Source organism: Halorubrum sp. Ea1, from assembly GCF_002252965.1.
In the GTDB taxonomy this organism is placed as follows: Archaea; Halobacteriota; Halobacteria; order Halobacteriales; family Haloferacaceae; genus Halorubrum.
Map to the genome: position 1 here is coordinate 392 of NZ_NHPG01000021.1, position 1748 is coordinate 2139.

Here is a 1748-nt window from a genome sequence, read left to right on the forward strand (position 1 = left end):
CCCGGACCGTGGCGTTGTCCATGAGGTCGTACTCCCGGATGGCGTCGAGCGTGAGCGCGCCCTGCGCGGAGGCGATCACGTCGCCGGCGCCCCACGTCGACGAGAGCCGACTCTTCTCCTCGGGGAACACGTCCGAGCGGGAGACCGTCGCGCCGACGCGGAGCCCCTTGGCGCTGGAGATCACGTCCGGTTCGAGCGCGTAGTGGTCGGACCCCCACATCTCGCCGGTGCGACCGACGCCGGACTGGATCTCGTCGGCGATCAAGGTGATGTCGTGCTCGTCGACGAGGGCGGCNNGCCGCCCTCGCCCTGGATCGGCTCCAAGATGAGGTACGCCACGTCGTCCGGGTCGATGTGACCGCGCTCGGGGTCGAGCTTCTCCCGGAGCCGAGAGACGCCGTCGACGAAGAAGCCGCACGAGCAGGTCTCCGGGGTGCAGGTCCGGTCGTCGCAGAACGGGGCGTCGTGGACGCCGCTGATCTCCGGGAACTCCCGGCGGTAAACGGATTTGGACCGGTTGAGCGAGAGCGCGCCGAGCGTCCGCCCGTGGAACGCGCCGTCGAAGGTGATCGCGTGCTTGGCGCCGCCGGAGTCGTCGTACGCGATCTTGATCGCGTTCTCGACCGCCTCGGCCCCGGAGTTCGAGAGGAAGACGGTGTCCATGTCGTAGTGGTCGGTGACCTCGGTGAGCCGCTCCATCAGCCCGGACGAGCCCGGGAGCCCGTCGCCGGGCGACTCGCCGCCGGCGACGTAGAAGTCCTGACCCGCGATCTTCAGCGGGTCGACCAGGTCGAACTCCGCGAGCGGTTCCATGATCTTCGGGTTGTTGTACCCGAGCGGCGCGGCGGCGACGTGGCTCGTGAAGTCCATGAGGACGTTGCCGTCGACGTCGGTGCAGAACGGGCCCTCGGCGGGCGCGGTGCGGTCCCAGACGAACTCGTAGACGTACGTGCTCGGCGCGGCCGACTCGTGGTGGTAGTCGACCCACTCCCGCGCGCGATCGCCCGGGAGGTCCGTGACGTCGGGCGTGGCCGTGTGGCGATCCATGGTGACGCGTGGCACGCGGATGGAATAAATCCGGGGCGATTCGGCGGTCGTTGGAGAAACATCCAACCGCGGCTCGCGGCGCGGGGAGAGAGAGGCGAGAGGGAGGGACCGCGGAGACGGAACCGACCGCTCAGTGGTCGACGTACTCGGTCTCCCACTCCGTCCGGGCCTCGATCTCGCGTCGGCCGCGGCGGGTCAGGGTGTAGTAGTTCGTGCGCCGGTCCCGCTGGCCCTTCTCGACGAGGCCCTTCTCGACGAGCGTGTCGAGGTTGGGGTAGAGCCTGCCGTGGTGGATCTCTTTCTCGTAGTAGTCCTCCAGCTCCTCTTTGATCGCGAGCCCGTGGGGCTCGTCCAGGCCGGCGATCACGTAGAGCAGGTCACGCTGAAAACCCGTGAGGTCGTACATGCAACTGACCGGACATTGCCGTTCTAAATAAATAAATATACCGTTATAAACGGCATCGATCAGCGGTTCGACCCCCGCAGTCACTCGATATTTCCGGTTTCGTCGTGTCAGTCGGGCAACTACGACCCACCGGATCGGGTCCGAATCGGCCCGCCGACCGAGGATCCGGGATTTGATATGTCGGATCGGAGCGACGGATGAGTCGGGTCGATCGCCGGAGTCGAGGGCCGACGGACGCTAGACTCGGCGGATCTTAGACTCGGCGGGCGATGTACTCGGCGGGCCGATTCGGACC

Annotated in this window: 1 protein-coding gene and 1 pseudogene; both read right to left on the reverse strand. The window is 67.0% G+C overall.

Annotated features, from left to right (window positions below):
* Positions 1–1047, reverse strand: a pseudogene (locus tag DJ73_RS02710) (aminotransferase class III-fold pyridoxal phosphate-dependent enzyme); the annotation flags it as partial.
* A gap of 130 nt (positions 1048–1177) precedes the next feature.
* Positions 1178–1453: a PadR family transcriptional regulator gene (locus tag DJ73_RS02715; RefSeq protein ID WP_094523274.1), complete on the reverse strand. Its 276-nt coding sequence runs from the start codon at positions 1451–1453 to the stop codon at positions 1178–1180.
* Between the last annotated feature and the right edge of the window lie 295 nt (positions 1454–1748).

Bases quoted from the DNA above. Each gene is read 5' to 3' on its own strand.
- DJ73_RS02715 (WP_094523274.1), bottom strand. From the start codon at position 1,453: ATGTACGACCTCACGGGTTTTCAGCGTGACCTGCTCTACGTGATCGCC.